Origin of the sequence: Martelella mediterranea DSM 17316, from assembly GCF_002043005.1 — a bacterium.
Classification (GTDB): domain Bacteria; phylum Pseudomonadota; class Alphaproteobacteria; order Rhizobiales; family Rhizobiaceae; genus Martelella; species Martelella mediterranea.
Genome location: NZ_CP020330.1, coordinates 100,544 through 116,981, shown reverse-complemented (window position 1 = coordinate 116,981; position 16,438 = coordinate 100,544). Strand labels below are relative to the sequence as shown.

Below are 16,438 nucleotides of genomic sequence, written 5' to 3'. Positions count from 1 at the left end.
GTGGCAAATGCACCGGCAACCCCGACAAACCTGTCCCCGGAAACGGGGGCAGGTGTCATTGGCGTACACGGCGTGACCAAGCGCTTTCCCGGCGTGATCGCGGTCAACAACGTCTCGCTCACATTTCACCCCGGTGAGGTGCATGTTCTTCTCGGCGAGAACGGAGCCGGCAAATCGACGCTGGTCGGCATTCTCTCCGGCCTTCAGCAGCCGGACGAGGGCTATCTCTCGCTCAATGGCGAGAAAACCCGGCTGGCGAGCCCCTCGGCCAGTCTCGATGCCGGCATCAGCACGGTCTTCCAGCATTCCATGCTGGTGCCGACGCTGACGGTTCTGGAGAACCTGACGCTGGGCGCGCCCTGGTATCAGCGTCCGCCCCGCGCCCGGATCACGGCGCGCATGGAGGAGCTGAAGCGGCAATTCGCGCTTTCCCTGCCGCTCGATGCCATCACCGGCGAGCTTTCGCTCGGACAGCAGCAGCAGATCGAGATCGCCCGCGCGCTTTTGCGCGACAGCAAGGTGCTGATCCTCGACGAGGCGACCTCCATGCTGACGCCCCAGGGCGCGCAGGAGCTTGGCGAGCGGATGCAGCAGCTCGTCAAAAGCGGGCTGGCCGTAATCTTCATCACCCACAAGCTTGCCGAGGCCTATCGCTACGGCAATCGTATTTCCGTGCTCAAGCAGGGCGCGCTTGCCGGCGAAATGGGGCCGGAACAGCTCAAATCCATTTCCGAGGATGAGGCGGTGGACGAGATCGTCCGCCTGATGTTCGGCCGCGAGGCCGGGGCCACCTCGACTGAGCACCGCAAGAGCACGGCGCGCGACGATGTCGCTCTCAGGGTCGAGGACCTTTCGACCGAGGGCGATGCCGATGTCATGGGCCTTCAAGATATTTCGTTGAGCCTCAGAGCCGGCGAGATCGTCGGCGTGGCCGGGATCGACGGTAATGGTCAGAAGCAGCTTGCCGAGGCCATGGCGGGCCAGCGGCCTCTCAAGTCCGGACGCGTCGAACTCGATGGCGAGGACATTACCCGCGCCTCCATCGCCCAGCGCCGCCGCAAGGGGCTGCGTTATCTGACGGACGACCGTTTGTCCGAAGGCTCGGTCGCCGCCTTTCCGATCTCGGAAAACACGGTCCTCAAGGATATCGGCCAGCCGCCCTTCTGGGTGAACGGCATGGAGCGCCCGCACCGGATCGCGGAGCATGCGCGCGAACTCATCACACGGTTCTCGGTGAGCACGCCGAGCGAGACCACCCCGATCGGGCGGCTTTCGGGCGGCAATATCCAGAAGGTTCTTCTGGGGCGCGAACTCTCGGGCGAGGCCCGCGTCGTGGTGTTCAACAAACCCACCTACGGCCTCGACCTCCAGAACATCGACACATCGCGCCAGCGCATCGCCGATATCGCCGAACGCGGCCTTGGCGTGCTGCTGATTTCGACAGACCTCGACGAGCTGATGGCGCTGTCGGACCGTATCGCGGTGATGGAAGGCGGCCGTATCCGCGGGATCGTCGAAAATGACGGCAGCGGCGAGGCCCTGCGCCTGCGCATCGGCCGGATGATGGCCGGCGAGGAAGAAGTGAGACAGGCGACGGCATGAGTATGCAAGACCAAACCAAGCCCGTATCGGCGGACACGAAGACCGCCCGCAGCGCGCGCCCGGTCACTGAACGTAGCACGTTCCAGCGCATCCTGACGCTGACGGTCGGTCCGATCATCGCGGCCTTCCTGCTGTCGGCGATCATCCTGATGCTGGTGGGCGTCAATCCGCTGACCTATTACGGCTATATCCTTGAGCGCTCGCTGTTTTCGGGACTGGGCCTGCAGCAGACGGCAACCCGCATGGCGCCGCTTCTGTTTCTCGCCGCCGGGCTGATCGTCGCGTTTCGCGCCGGGATATGGAATCTCGGAACGGACGGACAGTTCCTGCTCGGCGCTGTCGCCGCCGCGGCGACCGCGCCCCTCCTGGTCGGCATTCTGCCCGGCTGGGTGGTGCTTCTGGTCGGTTTCCTGCTGGCCGCCATCGTCGGCGCGCTGTGGTCGGTCATACCGGCGCTGCTCAAGGCCTATCAGGGCGTGAACGAAATCATCACGACGCTGATGATGTCGTTTCTCGGCGTGCTGCTGGCCGCGACGCTGGTCAAGCTCATCTTCCGGGACCCGGCGACCACAGTGCCGCAGACCCGTACGCTCCCGGTGGCAGACCGTCTGCCGCGCCTGTTCGACACCTCGATTTCCAGCGGGTTGATCTGGGGCCTGATCGCCGTTCTGGCGGTCCACCTGATGATGACCCGCACATCCTTCGGTCTGCGGCTGCGGATGGTGGGCGCAAACCCTGTCGCCGCCACCCATGCGGGCCTCTCGGTACCGCTCCTGACCATGGCGACATTCGGGCTCTCGGCAGGTCTTGCCGGGCTTGCCGGCGCTTCCGAAATCCTCGGCGTTGCCGGCAATGTGCCGGCCAACTGGAACCCCGCCTATGGGCTGATGGTCATCCCGCTGGTGTTTCTCGCCCGCTTCAACGGGTTTGGCGCGATCGTGCTCGTCTTCTTCTACTCCGCGCTGATGATCGGCAGCGAGAGCGCCGCCCGCCGTCTCGGCGTGCCGCAGAACTTTACCCTCGTGCTGGTCGCGAGCCTGCTGATCTGCCTTGGGCTCGGCGAATATATCGATCAGCACAAACGCAAGAAGGAGCGTTGAGATGGGCGGATTGCTGACCGAGGCGTTCCTGTCGTCTCTTCTCACCGGCGCGATCGTCGCCGCCATCCCGATGCTTCTGGCCGGCCTTGGCGAGCAGATGTCGGAAAAGGCGGGCGTCCTCAATATCGGCATCGAAGGCATGATGCTGATGGGGGCCTATATGGGCTTCCTCGTTGCCTTCAGGACAGAATCCCTGTGGCTCGGCTTTCTCGGCGGCATCCTTGGCGGCGTGCTGGTCGCTATCGTCATGGCCGTGCTGTGCGTGCGTCTCGGGCTGAACCAGATCGTGATCGGCATCGGCCTGACGCTCGGGGTCGAGGGCTTGACCGCGCTGCTCCACCATTTCCAGTTCTCGCGAACCTATCCGCGCCTGCCGGCACCCGAGCGGCTGAACATTCCGGGGCTGACCGATCTGCCGGTGATCGGGCCATCGCTGTTCGGCCGTCACCTGATCGTCTACTTCGCGCTCCTCGCGGTCGTGGTGCTGGCGGTCCTCTACCGGCGCACCAATCTCGGCATGACGCTCCGGGCAGCCGGCGAGCGGCCGGCCGCACTCGACGTGGCCGGCGGCAATGTGCTCGGCATCCGCGTTTTCGCGGTTCTGTTCACCGGCGCGATGGCGGGGCTCGGCGGGGCCTATCTCGCCAATATCGGGGCGGGGCTGTTCCTGCCCTTCATGACCGGCGGCGCGGGTTTCATCGGCATCGTGCTGGCCATGCTGGCGCGGGGCCGGCCGCTCTGGGTGCTGATCGGCTCGCTGATCTTCGGCGCGGCGTTGTCGCTGACCACGGCGCTTCAGGTGGCGGGGTCGAACATTCCGACCGACGTCATCCAGATGCTGCCTTTCGCGGCGGTGATGCTGGTCCTCGTGCTTTTCGGACGCCGGGCAAAGCTGCCGGCGGCACTGGGTGCCGCTTACGAACGCGGCGCCCGGTAAAGGGCGTCATCCACCAATTCCGGGTCCGGGAGAGGCCGGACAAACCTATAGGAGAAGTGACATGGCAGATACCAAGGTCTTCCTGCTCGACGGCGGTTCGCTGGTGCTCGACGGTTTTCATATCTGGTGGAACAAGGGGCCGGGCGGCGAGGTTCGCTTTCCCGTCTATTCCGTGCTCGTCGATCACCCCAAGGGAAAGTTCCTGATCGATACCGGTTATGATTTCGACCATGTGCAGAAGGTGCTGCCCTTCGAAAAACCGCAGCAGACCAAGGAGCAGACCATTCCCGGCGCGCTCAAGCTTCTGGGGTTGGAGCCGAAGGACATCGATGTCCTGTTCAACTCGCATTTCCACTTCGATCATGTCGGCGGCAACAAGTTCTTCCCCGATGCGAAGAAGCTCTGCCATAAAGACGAACTCCCCCAGGCGGCCAAGTGCCAGCCCTTCGAAGTGCTGGGCTATTCCGACCTCGCCTTCTCCACCGATGTGGCGGAAGCGCGCGGCATGAGCGACCAGCTCGGCGCCGGGCAGACGGCGGCAAACACGAAATTCGAACTGATCGAAGGCGATGTGGAACTCGCCCCGGGCGTGACGCTGCTCTACACACCGGGCCATACCGTCGGGCACTATTCGCTGCTGGTGGAATTCGACACGCGCCGTCCGCTGCTGCTCACGCTCGATGCCGCCTATACCCGCAAGAACTACGACAATGACATCAATGCGGGCTTCCACATCGATCCCGTGGCGGGCGTGAACTCGATGCGCCGCCTGAAGGAAATCGAGAAGAAGACCAACGCCGAGGTTCTGTTCAGCCACGATCCCGAAAGCTTCAAGGACTACAAGACCGGCGTCAATTTCTACGGTTGAGGAGGACCAGATGAAATATCCTGAAACCAAACCCCCGGTCTTCACGCTGACGGCCGGTCCTGTTGACGCCTACCCGGAAGTGCTGCGTGCGCTCGGCACCACGGTGCTCTACGATTACGATCCGGCCTTCCAGGCTTTCTTCGAGGATCTCACCTTGAAGGCGCAGGAAGCGCTTGGCTGTGATCTGCCGCCGCTGATCCTGCAGGGTGAGCCGGTGCTGGCGCTCGAGGGCGCTGCCGCCTCTCTCATCGCCAGAGACGACGTGGTCCTCAACCTCGCTTCCGGCGTTTATGGCAAGGGCTTCGGCTACTGGGCCGCACGCTATGCCAAAAAGGTCGAGGAAATCGAGGTGCCCTATAACACCGCGATCGATCCTGAACAGGTCCGCGCCTTCCTCAAGGAGCACCCCGAGGTTAAGATTGTCTGTGTCTGCAATCACGACACGCCGTCGGGCACGCTGAACGATATCGACGCGATCGGCGCGGTTGTCGCCGAGGCAGGAGCGCTGCTGCTGGTCGATGCGGTCTCTTCCTGGGCCGGCATGCCCACGAGCCCGACATCCAGCCAGGCGGCGATTTACGTCACCGGCCCGAACAAATGCCTCGGCTGCCCGCCGTCGCTCTCGCTGGTCGCCGTGTCCGAAGCGGCATGGGCCAAGATCGAGGCCAATCCGGATGCGCCCTTTGCCTCCATGCTGAGCTTCACCGACTGGAAGAACGCCTGGAAGAAGACCGAGCCCTTCCCGTTCACGCCGTCGGTGGCGGAATTGAACGGTCTGAGCGCTGCGCTCGACCGTTATCTTGAAGAGGGCCCGGAAGCCGTCTGGAAACGTCATGCGGTGACGGCCAAGGTCTGCCGGGAAGGCATCAAGGCCATGGGGATCGACCTCTGGCCGGTTTCCGAAGACATCGCCTCGCCAACCGCCACTGCAGTGAAGATGCCCGATGGCATCGATGCCGGGCCAGTGCTGGCGGAGGCGCGGGCGCGATACGGCATTTCCATGTCGGCCGGTCGGGCGGAAACGCTCGGCAAGCTTATCCGCATCGGTCATATGGGTCCGACGGCTCAGCCGGCCTACGCGCTTCTGGCTGTTGCCGCGATGGGCGGGGCGCTGAAGGCATTGGGCGCCAAGGTGGATGTCGCGGCGGGGCTTGCGGCCGCTCAGGCCGCCTGGGACGCAGCAATCGAAGAATAGGGCCGGAAACGGCGATAAAAGAAAGGACAAGAGGGAATGAGTACCAGTCTTGAAGGCCGCAAGGCCGTTGTAACCGGCGCAGCGCAGGGCATCGGCAAGGCCATCGCCAGGGCGCTGGCCGAAGCGGGCGCAAAGGTCGTGATTTCCGATATCAACGGCGAGGGCGCTAAGGCCGCCGCCGCGGAGATCGGCCACGGCGCGGTGGGCGTCACTTGCGATTCCACCAAGGTGGATGAGGTCAACACGATGCTGGAAGACGCCGCCGAGAACGGCGCCATCGACATTCTCGTCAACAACGCCTCCATCGTCCCCTATATTGCCTGGGACGATGTGGATCTGGCGCACTGGCAGAAGATCATCGACACCAATCTGACGAGCGTGTTCATCGCCAGCCGCAAGGCGACCGACATGATGCGCACCGCCGGCCGCAAGGGCACGGTGCTCAACATCGCCTCGAACGCGTTTTATGCCGGCACGCCGAACATGTCCGCCTATGTGGCGGCAAAGGGCGGCGTGGTCGGCTTCACCCGCGCGCTGGCGACGGAAGTGGGCAAATACGGCATCCGCGTCAACGCGGTCACGCCGGGGCTGATCGAGTCCGACGGCGTGAAGGGCAGCCCGCATGCCGAAAGCTTCGGTTTCGTCGAAATGCTGCAGGCCATGCCCGGCAAGGGCCAGCCCGCCGACATTGCCAAGGTCGTGGCCTTCCTCGTCTCCGACGACGCCGGCTGGATGACCGGCCAGTGCGTCAATGTCGACGCCGGCATGATCCGCCTTTAAGGCACTGCGCGGTCGAATGTAGACATCCGCGACAAAGCGACAAAATCGATGGATGAAGCGGAGGCTTCGCGACATACGCGGAGCCTCGATGGCGAACCACTACCGGTTGGCGATTCACCGCTGTGCTCGAGGGCGCAGCAAATGCATGAATTACCGGCGCAATTGATCAGGTTTCAGGTGTCTTTCACTCGAGATAGTTATTATAAAATAATAAAATTCTTTATTTATGTAATTGTAAATATTTTTTTATTCAAAAAATAAAGTATTGTTGCATGCTTTAGTAGCGTATCGCCGTTGAGGCGTGACCTTCAGACATCAATTTTTGTTGGTGCACGTTGACATCGACTTACAAAAATGTTGGACAAACCCAAGGATGGTTGTGCGGAGCTTTCTCGGCTCTGCTGCAATATAAAGCGGGGGCAGTTCGATCGTGCAGTTCAACAAAGTCGTCATCATTTCGCTCCTTCTTTGCCTGCCGATCGGCATGTGGGGCGTCATTGCCCCAGATCAGATGGCGGCAAGCGTTCTGGGCTTCACCAGCTATTTCATGGTCGGGGCGAGTTGGTGGTGGCTGGGTCTCTGTTCGAGTTTCGTGCTTCTGGCCGCGTTTCTGGCATTTGGTCCCTACGGCTCCATTCGCCTGGGCAAGGACGATGAAAAGCCAGAATTTTCCTATTCGTCGTGGATTGCGATGCTGTTTGCCGGCGGCATGGGGGCCGGTCTGCTGTTCTGGGGCGTTGCCGAGCCGGTGACGCATTTTGAAAATCCGCCCGTCGGCACGCCTGCATCGGCTGAAGCCGCGCGGCAGGCCATGGTGATCACCAACCTGCATTGGGGGCTGCATGCCTGGTCGATCTACGGCGTTTGCGCGCTGGTGATTGCCTATTTCACTTTCCGGCTGGACAAGCCGCCGCTGATTTCGACTCCGCTGCGTGGGCTCTTTTCCGGCCGCTCGTCCGATGTCGCCGCCACCACTGCAGACGTTCTTGGCGTCGTTGCCGTGGTCTTCGGCCTTGCCGGTTCTCTGGCGATGGGCGCCCTGCAGGTGCGCTCGGGCCTGACCGCGCTGTTCGATTTCCCCGCGATCAACGCGGTTTCGCTGGCCGTGCTGGCCGCCCTGTTTGTGATGTACATGATCTCGACGCTCACAGGCGTCGAAAAGGGTATGAAACTGCTTTCCGACATCAACATGATGCTGGGTCTGGCGCTCATGGCTTTCATCCTGATCTTCGGGCCAACGGCCTTCATCATGGAAACATTCGTAACGACGATCGGCGCCTACATGTCGCAGTTTGTCAGCATGTCGTTCCGCCTGTTCCCGTTCGAGGAGCTGACGGAGTGGTCGGCCAACTGGACGCTGACCTACCTGATCTGGTGGCTGGCCTGGGGACCGTTCGTCGGCGTGTTCATCGCGCGCATTTCCCGCGGACGCACCATCCGCGAATTCTGCATGGGCGTCATCCTGATCCCGACCGCCTTTTCCATTCTCTGGTTCGCCGTTTTCGGCGGCGCCGGCATTTATGTCGAGATGTACGGTCCCGGTGGCCTTGCGTCCGTCATCACGCAGGATGTTGCCGCCGCGTTGTTCTCGTTTCTCGATTATTTCCCGTTCTCCTCGGTGCTCAGTATTGGCGCGCTGCTGCTGATCGTGATCTTCCTGGTGACGTCGGCCGACAGCGGCACATTCGTGCTGTCCATGATGACCACGAACGGAAATCTCAATCCGCCCGCCGCCGCGAAAATCGTATGGGGCAGCATCGTCGCCGTCATCACGGCAGCAACGCTTCTGGCGGGATCCGTCGATGTGGCAAGGGCCATGTCGACGCTTGGCGCGATACCGTTCTCCGCGATCCTGATCTTGCAGATCGTCAGTTTCCTGCGGCGATTAAGACGTGATCCCTCGCGCGAGAAACCGGTCGAGGCCGATACCAATGAGGTGATGTCATGAGGGCATTTGTCTCGCTGCTGATCGTTATCCTGCTGGCGGGCTGCTCGTCGGACCCTGTCAGGGTGGGCTCCAAGAACCTGGCGGAAAGCCGCGTTCTGGCGGAAATGTTTGCCCTTCTGCTGGAAGAGGATGGCGTGTCGGTCAAGCGCATGCCCTCGCTCGGTGCCACGGGCGTGGTCTACCAGGCGCTGATCGACGACGACATCGATCTATATCCCGAATATACCGGCACGGCGCTGGCGTTCCTGGGCGCGCGCAGCAATGATGATGCAGACGAAGCCATGCGGGTGGCCTCCGAGGGGCTCGCCCGCAACGGCCTTGTCCTGCTCGACAGGCTCGGCTTCGAAACCGATTACGTGGTTCTGACCCGGCCAGCCATCGCGGCCGCCAATCACCTCGATGACATCTCCGATCTTGCCGGTGCGGATGGCAGGCTGCGCCTCGGCGTCACGCAATCCTTCGCGGAGCGACCCCGCGACGGGCTGGAGCCTTTCCTGGACCGGTTCGGTCTGACATTCGAAGATATCGAGGTGTTCAGCGAAACGAGCCGGGAGGGCATGTATGACGCGCTTCTGGAAAGAAGCGTCGACATCATCGTCGGCCTCTCCACGGATCCGGAGATAAGCGATTACGAGCTTGTCGCGCTCAGCGATGCCACGGGGTTCTTTCCCGTCTATCAGGCCGCGCCGCTGACATCGGACCTCGCGCTGGAGCGGACTCCCGACATCGCCGCCGCCATGCAGAAACTGGCGGGCAGGATTGATGACGACATGATGCGGTCGCTGAACGCCGCTGTGCGCCTCGATGGCCGGCCGGTCAACCGCGTGGCGCGGCAGGCGCTTTACGACCTCGGCCTGGTGGCGAAGCCGCCACGCGAGCGCACGCCGGTTCTTGCCATCGCCATGGGACCGGAGACGATGGGCACCGATGCCGGCATCGAAACGCTGCGCGCGGTCCGCAAATCCATGCGCGGCCGCGACGTCAATCTTCTGTCGACCAATGTGCCGCTGGAAGCGATGGCAAGCGGCGAAGCGAGGCTGGCGCTGACGCCGGCGCTCTCCGGCTTCAGCCTGACCGATGGCCGCGTGATCCGTGATGAGCGTGTCGAGGCGATCGCCGCCATCGGCTCGACCTTCCTGCATGTGTTGACGCGCTCCGATGACCGCGCATTGCCGGAAGGAACGCTGACGATTGCGACGGGACCGGTGGGGTCGGCCTCGCATACGCTCGCGCTGGCCGTCGCCCACAACAGCAACCGAGACATCAGCGTCATGCCGCTGGATGTCTTTGGCGCACAGGCCGCGTCAGCGGTATTGCGCGATGGCGATGCCGACCTGGCTTTGATCTTTGCCGCAAGAGGCCGTCAGGATCTGGTCGATCTTTTCGCGCGGTCGGACGATGTCACCCTTGCCGATGTTGCCGGCTGGTGGACCAATGCCGACCGTCTTTCCATGCCGGTCATGCGCGAGGCGCAGATCGCCGCGGGCACATATCCGGGCATTGACGAGACCGTCGAAACGCTTTCCACGCAAATGATCCTGTTCGGACCCGCCACATCCGACCGGTTCTTGATCGGCCAGCAGGGTCCCAATGCGTTCTTCGACGAGCCGCGACCGCTGCAGGATAAAAGCGTGGCAGCCATAAACCGGAATCTCGGCCTCCACGCAGCGGTCGACCCGCACCTGCGCCGCGCTGCCGCGCTGACGCCGGAAGTCAATATCCTTGACGACCGGATCAATCCCTATCCCGGTCGCGCGATCCTGATGATCGCGATCTTCGGGTATCTCATATGGGCGGGCTGGCTCTTCGTCAGGCCAGAACGGGAAACGACCGACTGATCACAATCCGGAAACGAAAGTCTGCGGTCTTCAGTTTCGAGGAAGCGAACATCTCGGCAATCGCCTGTCCGGCGGTTGACAAAGCGCGGCGCGGGCCGCAATCTTGGCGCATTCACCCGGGGGGTCCCGACAAGGGGCTGAGATTCTGATGGCCGGACCGGCAGGTCCGTGCAGCGCAGTGACCCGATGAACCTGATCCAGTTCATACTGGCGTAGGGATGGTGTTCGGGCCGCGCGTCTCCGGCGGAGACTTTTATGGCGTGTTTCACGCGGCCAATCTCCATTCATTACCGGGAACTGGGTCTCCACGCTTCGAGCACTGGAGGCTCCGACCAATGAAAGACCTTTTCCCAACCGTCACCACGGGTCCGCTGCCCGCCTCGCGCCGCGTCTGGCACCGGGGGGCGTTTCACGCCGATATCCGCGTGCCGATGCGCGCGATCGATGTGCATCCGACAGCAGGCGAACTGCCTGTCACCGTCTATGACAGTTCCGGCCCCTATACCGACCCGCAAGCCGAGATCGCCATTGAACGCGGCCTGCCGCGCCTGCGAGAGGCCTGGATTGCCGCGCGCGGCGACACCGAGCAATATGACGGCCGCCATGTGAAGCCTGCGGACAATGGTTTCGCCGAGGGCAAGCGGCTGGTGCCGGAATTCCCGGTGCGGCACGAACCGAAACGCGCGAAGAACGGCCGCGCCGTTACCCAGATGGCCTATGCCCGCGCCGGTGTTGTGACCCCGGAAATGGAGTTTGTCGCCATCCGCGAAAATCTCGGACGGCAGGCGGCAAGGCAGGCAATGGAACGGGACGGCGAAGCCTTCGGCGCCGAAATCCCCGATTTCATCACACCTGAATTCGTGCGCGACGAGGTTGCAAAGGGCAGGGCGATCATCCCCGCCAACATCAATCACCCGGAACTGGAGCCGATGGCGATCGGCCGGAATTTTCTCGTCAAGATCAATGCCAATATCGGCAATTCGGCGGTGACCTCCTCGATGGCCGAGGAAGTGGAAAAGATGGTCTGGGCGATCCGCTGGGGCGCCGATACGGTGATGGATCTTTCCACCGGCCGCAACATCCACAATATCCGCGACTGGATCATCCGCAACGCGCCGGTTCCGATCGGGACGGTGCCGCTCTATCAGGCGCTGGAGAAGGTCGGGGGCATCGCCGAGGACCTGACATGGGAGGTGTTTCGCGACACGCTGATCGAGCAGGCAGAGCAGGGGGTGGATTATTTCACCATCCATGCCGGCGTGCGGCTGCACATGATCCCGATGACGGTGAACCGTGTCACCGGCATTGTATCGCGCGGCGGCTCGATCATGGCCAAATGGTGCCTGCATCATCACCGCGAGAGCTTCCTCTACGAGCATTTTGACGAGATCTGCGACATCGCGCGGGCCTATGATGTCAGCTTCAGTCTTGGAGACGGATTGCGGCCTGGTTCCATCGCCGATGCCAACGACGAGGCGCAGTTCGCCGAGCTCGTAACGCTGGGGGAACTCACGCAGATCGCCTGGGCCAAGGATTGTCAGGTGATGATCGAGGGTCCGGGGCATGTCCCGATGCACAAGATCAAGGCGAACATGGACAAGCAGCTTGCAACTTGCGGCGAGGCGCCGTTCTACACGCTCGGACCGCTCACCACGGACATCGCGCCGGGCTACGATCACATCACCTCGGGTATCGGGGCTGCGATGATCGGCTGGTTCGGCACGGCGATGCTCTGCTATGTGACGCCGAAGGAACATCTCGGCCTTCCCGACCGCGACGACGTGAAAACCGGGGTCATCACCTACAAGATCGCCGCCCACGCCGCCGATCTCGCCAAGGGGCATCCGGCGGCGCGGATCCGTGATGACGCGCTATCGCGCGCGCGGTTCGAATTCCGCTGGGAAGACCAGTTCAACCTGTCGCTCGACCCGGAAACGGCGCGCTCGATGCATGACGAGACCCTGCCGAAGGAGGCGCACAAGGTCGCGCATTTCTGCTCCATGTGCGGGCCGAAATTCTGCTCCATGCGCATCAGTCACGACATCCGGGCAGAGGCGCAGAAGGAGGGAATGGAGAAGATGGCCGAAAAATTCCGCGATGGCGGAGACCTGTATGTCCCGCTGGAGGACGCCAAGTGAGGCTGCGTCCGGGGTAGCTGCCTGCCGGCGGTGGGCAAAACCGCAGCCGGCACACTGCACGGCCAATCATGTCGTCTTGGACGATGGCCTTGCGGGCGGGAATGGCTCCCGCCCGCGAATTTGCATTATGGGATCAGAACTTCACCTGGAGCCTTGCGTTGACGCCGTTGTAGCTGACGTCGTCGCCGAACTGGCCCTGGTAGGAAACGCCGATCGTGGTGTTGGGTGACAGGTCGAAATCGAGACCGGCCTCGACCACGGCGGCATCCTCGGCAACGGCGACGCCGGTGATGGTGAACGGCGTCGAGCCCGCAAAGGCCTGCGTGACGGACGGCGTGATATCGCCGAAGGCGTGACGCCAGCCGATCATGCCGCTTGCCTTCGCCTTTGTCTGGCCCAGCATGAAGTCGGACGATACGCGCAGCCCCACGGTGGTGAAGGTCGTGTCGGAGCTTCCGCTTGCGCCGTTCAGCGCCGCAGCGCCGCCGGTCTCGCTGTAGCCATCGCTATCCAGATTGACATAGGCGAGGTTGGCGAACGGCTCCAGCTGAACGTCAGAGAGATCGAACTGATAGCCGAGTTCTCCGAACGCCTGGAAGGTGCCGGCGTCATAGCTGCTGTCGAGCGTGTTCGAGAGGCCCGGGATGTACACCGAACGGCTGGTATCGATCTGGTGCCACGTATAGGCAAGGCCCGAGCGGAAGCCGAGGCCACCCCACTGCGAACCGGCATAGAGGCCGAGCGAGTAGTTGTCGCTGGAACCCGACGACGCGCGGTCGTCGCTGTCGAAGCTCGAACGGCTGTAGCCGGCGAGCGCGCCGACGCGCCAGGTTTCGGCAACCGGGATGTCGACGCCGACCAGCAGGCCGCCCGTCGCGCTGTCGAGGCCGGCGGCATTGGCGTTGCCGTCGAACTTGTTCCACGCCCCGAAGGCGCTGCCCCAGGCGGCGATCCCGTCTGCCTGATCGGGGGCGGCAAGGTTAGCCCCGTCCGGCCCGTAGGCGAGAACCGGCGCCGACGATGCGCCGACCGTGCCGAAGGCTGCCCGCAGGCGATCGGCTTCCGCGCCGCGGACGATGCCGCTTTCCTCGATCAACGCCGATTTGACCGACGCATGGATCTCGCCGGAAAGCTGGTCGAAGCCGTTGCGGATGAAATCGGGATCGTCCGGCAGCATGACGATCGCGTCATAGAGCTGGTTTCCGGCGGTAAAGCCGATCGACTCCACACTTGCCGCAACGGCCGCCTGGTTGGCGGTTTGAGCCAGCGATGCGAAATCGCGGTCGTTGCGCTGCAGCTTCAGGCCGATTTCGCTCGCGCCATAGATGAAGTCGGGCGTCAGGAAGGCGAAATCGGAGGTGACGCTTGCAAACTGGCCCTCGATCTCACCGGCCGAGAGGACGGTGTAGGTCGAGCGCGGATCATAGACGCCGTCAAAGCCGACATGCGCGAGCGTTCCGTCCAGCGAGGCCTTGCCGGTGACCGTCACCGCATCGCTCAGGCCGGTTTCCGGGTCCACTTCGACAGCGAAGATCGAGCCGGAGGCGAAGGAAAGATCGCCGTCGATCGTCAGCGTGCCGATGGAATTGCCCGGCGACAGCGTGCCGCCCGCGGCGATTGCGACCAGCGAACCCGCGCCGGAGCCGATCGTGCCGGAGCCGCCGAGTATCGCGCCGTCATTGACGGTCATGCTGCCGCCGAGCGCGCCGACGCCGTTTTCGTCGCCCACCAAGAGCTTGCCCTCATTGACCAGCGTGGTGCCGGCAAAGCCGGAGCTGTCGGCCGTCAAAAGCAGGGTGCCTACGCCGCGCTTTTCAAACGTGCCGTCGCCGGAGAACGTCTTGAGGGCGGTGACCGGAACCGTCGGATGCGAGACGTCGATCCAGCCCCGGCCGTCGAAACGGATGGCCTTGTCGATCGACGTGATCGGGCCGGTCCACTGCGCCCAGTCATCGTCCGGTCCGGCGGTGCGGATGCCGCCATTGTCGAGCGTGATCAGACCGTCGGTCGAGCCGAGCGCGGCGCTCTCGTCAATGGCGACGGTCTTGCCGGCGGTGACGACGATATCGCGGAAGCGCTCATGATCGTCCACGCACATCGCGCGGGCGCCCTGAAGCGAGAGATGTTGTGCATCGGCGCAATCGAGCGCCAGCTTGAGGGGGGCGAAGGGGTCGTTTTCGAAGTCGAGCCCGGTCTTCTCGGAAAGCGCGGCGCGCACGGCTGGATCGTTGAGGCCAAGCGTTGCCACAAGCTCGTCCCAGGCCGGGTTTTCCGGCTTGGTGTCGAAGGCGAGGTCCTCATCGACATATTTCATGAGGATATCGCCCCATTGCTCCCAGCTCATGTCGCTGATGCTGCCGATGCCCGGGAACTCGTCGCGATGCGCCTGGAAATAGTCGTCGAGAACGTTGCGGAAGAACTCAGGATTGGAGGTGTCTGTCAGCTTGTCGAGATAGGCCTTGTAAACCGCCTGCTGTTCGGCGGGCACGTAGAGGGAAAGCTCCTCCTGGAAGGCTTCCGGGTCGTGACGGTCATAGACTGCGTTGGCAAGCAGGAAGCCGAGACGGTCCTCGCTGACTTCAGGGGCCTGCGCATAGATCGGACGGCCATCCTCATCGGAAAGCTGGCCGAGATAGACATCGGTGCGGTGGTTGTTGCGCGACAGCCGGAACTCGCCGGCGCGCTCGGCGGAATCGCGCGTGTTGGCGTCGAAGGTCAGGCGAACCTTGCCGCTGTCGTCGCCGATTTCCTCGACATTGGGACCCTTCCAGCGGATTTCGTGGGCGAGTGGTTCGTGGTCGGAAAGCGCCTTGCCGCTCTCGGTGGTGCTGATGTCCTGATCGAGAACGCCGCCGACATAGCGATCGTCTTCGGCATCTGTCAGTTCCCACCATTTGGCATAGGGGCGCGACGCAATGAAGTGGTCGATCTGGGTGCGGCCCCAGGACGGCCATTTGAAGGCCTCGTCGTCTTCCTCGACGCTCGGCCATGTGGTGCTGCCATCCGCCAGCTTGTGGGGGGCGAAGCGCTCGCGATCCTCGGGGTTCTGCAGGATCTGGTACTGCTTCTTCAGAAGGTTCATCGTGTAGGGCGTGTTGCCCGCCACGGGATAGGTCTCGTCGGTGAACAGGCCTTCCGGCGCGGTATTGGTCTCGCGGTTGATATAAGCTTCGGCGGCGGCGTATTTTTCCGAACCGATGGCGTGATTGCGCGCGACATATTGCAGCGCCCAGGCCTTGTGGTCCGCATTGCCGGTCTCGCGCGCGCGCTTCATCATGAATTCCTGCTGAACCACTTCCAGTAGTCCGCGCTCGGAGATGTCGCCCGCGTTGAAGTCCCCCGTCATGATAATGGGGCTTGCCTTGCCTGCGGCCCAGTCGTTCAGCTCATGGGCTTCGCGGTTGCGATGGAGGAAGGCATCATCGCGATAGTCGAGATGCTCCGTCGCGATGATCGTCTGCGGGCGACCGTTCTCGCCACCGACAACGACGTGAACCGGCTCATCGGTATTGCTGTAATCGATGATGTCCTTGTCGCGCCATGCGAGCCCGGTATCGCCCTTCTCGTGCAGCGAATAGTCGCCGGCGCCAAGCTCGGCCATCTTCTTCTGGATGTCGACGCCGTAGCTGTTGCGATATTCCTGGATGGTGATGAAGTCGTAATTGCCCGATGAAAGAAGATCGGCCGCTTCGGGAATGAGCGTCGATGCCCCCCAGGTGTTCAGGGAGATGATGCGCAGCGCATTGTCTTCGGCGGTCGCCGGAACAGCGCTGACGGCCAGCAGCGAAACGCCGCTCAGAAGGCCCAGCATCTTGCCTGAAATGTGCGCGCGGCTTCCCAGCCGCTGAATGATACCATTCATCGGGTATTCCTTTCGTAATCGGAACGCTATGAAATTTCGATTTGCGTCGTCAGGTTAACATGTTTCGAAAGCGACATATAAGACCCTTATATGTCATATTTACAACATTTTTATAGATTCCTTGCGTACACGCCCTCGGTGTTTCAAAAAGGAGGGCACAGAATCGGAAA

10 protein-coding genes and 1 riboswitch are annotated in these 16,438 nt (G+C 62.7%); of the genes, 9 read left to right on the top strand and 1 reads right to left on the bottom strand.

Annotation, left to right across the window (positions count from 1 at the left end; genetic code table 11):
- Positions 1 to 72: 72 nt before the first annotated feature.
- The 9 genes from Mame_RS00555 to thiC all read left to right on the top strand — a co-directional run bounded on the left by Mame_RS00555 (position 73) and on the right by thiC (position 12,406).
- Positions 73 to 1,602 (top strand): putative B6 ABC transporter ATP-binding protein, encoded by a 1,530-nt coding sequence (locus Mame_RS00555; protein ID WP_018063456.1) that lies wholly within the window; start codon positions 73 to 75, stop codon positions 1,600 to 1,602.
- Positions 1,599 to 2,702 (top strand): putative B6 ABC transporter permease subunit 2, encoded by a 1,104-nt coding sequence (locus Mame_RS00550; protein WP_235726792.1) that lies wholly within the window; start codon positions 1,599 to 1,601, stop codon positions 2,700 to 2,702. The genes Mame_RS00555 and Mame_RS00550 overlap by 4 nt, the downstream gene beginning before the upstream one ends.
- Before the next feature lies 1 nt (position 2,703).
- Entirely contained in the window at positions 2,704 to 3,639 is a 936-nt protein-coding gene (locus Mame_RS00545) for a putative B6 ABC transporter permease subunit 1 (protein WP_018063458.1), read from the top strand.
- 61 nt (positions 3,640 to 3,700) lie between these two features.
- Positions 3,701 to 4,507, top strand: coding sequence for a 4-pyridoxolactonase (gene pldA / locus Mame_RS00540; protein WP_018063459.1), 807 nt, complete (start codon positions 3,701 to 3,703; stop codon positions 4,505 to 4,507).
- Positions 4,508 to 4,517: 10 nt separating this feature from the next.
- Positions 4,518 to 5,702 (top strand): pyridoxamine--pyruvate transaminase, encoded by a 1,185-nt coding sequence (gene ppaT, locus Mame_RS00535; RefSeq protein ID WP_018063460.1) that lies wholly within the window; start codon positions 4,518 to 4,520, stop codon positions 5,700 to 5,702.
- A gap of 36 nt (positions 5,703 to 5,738) precedes the next feature.
- Positions 5,739 to 6,482 (top strand): pyridoxal 4-dehydrogenase, SDR-type, encoded by a 744-nt coding sequence (gene pldH / locus Mame_RS00530; RefSeq protein ID WP_018063461.1) that lies wholly within the window; start codon positions 5,739 to 5,741, stop codon positions 6,480 to 6,482.
- A gap of 430 nt (positions 6,483 to 6,912) precedes the next feature.
- On the top strand, positions 6,913 to 8,430 hold the full coding sequence (locus Mame_RS00525) for a BCCT family transporter (protein WP_018063462.1): 1,518 nt from the start codon (positions 6,913 to 6,915) through the stop codon (positions 8,428 to 8,430).
- Complete coding sequence (locus tag Mame_RS00520; protein ID WP_018063463.1) at positions 8,427 to 10,268, top strand: glycine betaine ABC transporter substrate-binding protein; 1,842 nt, start codon at positions 8,427 to 8,429, stop codon at positions 10,266 to 10,268. Before Mame_RS00525 ends, Mame_RS00520 begins: the two co-directional genes overlap by 4 nt.
- A gap of 107 nt (positions 10,269 to 10,375) precedes the next feature.
- Positions 10,376 to 10,505: riboswitch (TPP riboswitch) on the top strand.
- Positions 10,506 to 10,603: 98 nt separating this feature from the next.
- Positions 10,604 to 12,406, top strand: coding sequence for a phosphomethylpyrimidine synthase ThiC (gene thiC, locus Mame_RS00515; protein WP_018063464.1), 1,803 nt, complete (start codon positions 10,604 to 10,606; stop codon positions 12,404 to 12,406).
- 133 nt (positions 12,407 to 12,539) lie between these two features.
- Here the strand turns inward: thiC and Mame_RS27185 are convergent, their stop codons facing one another.
- Entirely contained in the window at positions 12,540 to 16,268 is a 3,729-nt protein-coding gene (locus Mame_RS27185; RefSeq protein ID WP_018063465.1) for an autotransporter domain-containing protein, read from the bottom strand.
- Positions 16,269 to 16,438: the final 170 nt, after the last annotated feature.